Here is a 778-nt window from a genome sequence, read left to right as displayed (position 1 = left end):
CCCGCACGAACTCCTGAAAGGGTCCGTTCCGCTCCATCAATGTTGGCAATGCTAATACTTGTGCCGCTTTTTTCGCCACCAATGCTGATAACATGCGTTTCTTCATTCTGCTTAACAAGGCTATCACCTACTATCTTGTTAATCTCATTGTTAATCTCATTGTGAATGTTCTTGAAAGAACTTCCTACACCCTCAAACGCTTCCGCTACACTCGTATAGCTCTGCTCTTCAACATCACTACCATCTTCCTTAACAGTCTTAACCTTGAACTTAGGAGCGGTCCATGTGCCCTTATCATCATAGCCAGCACCTCCTCCGAAATAGGTCGCTAGCGCCTTATTCATTGTATAAAGTTGAGAACCATTCACCGCATCCGTCGATTTTTCCGAAACCGCACCAGCACTCACACCAGAGAGCGTCCGTGTAGCATGGTCAGTGTTTGCAATATCGATGCTTGTACCACCTTTTTCGCCACCAATGCTGATAACATGCGTCTTATCATCTTGCTTAACAAGGCTATCACCTACTATCTTGTTAATCTCATTGTTAATCTCATTGTGAATGTTCTTGAAAGAACTTCCTACACCCTCAAACGCTTCCGCTACACTCGTATAGCTCTGCTCTTCAACATCACTACCATCTTCCTTAACAGTCTTAACCTTGAACTTAGGAGCGGTCCATGTGCCCTTATCATCATAGCCAGCACCTCCTCCGAAATAGGTCGCTAGCGCCTTATTCATTGTATAAAGTTGAGAACCATTCACCGCATCCGTCGATT

The 778-nt window shown here is 44.7% G+C and carries 1 pseudogene; it reads right to left on the bottom strand.

The features are described 5' to 3' along the window. A pseudogene (locus tag ABD915_RS09975) lies at positions 1-778 on the bottom strand (Vomp family autotransporter); the annotation flags it as partial.

The organism is Bartonella jaculi, assembly GCF_039543045.1.
Lineage (GTDB): Bacteria > Pseudomonadota > Alphaproteobacteria > Rhizobiales > Rhizobiaceae > Bartonella > Bartonella jaculi.
This window is presented reverse-complemented; position numbering and strand designations above follow the sequence as displayed.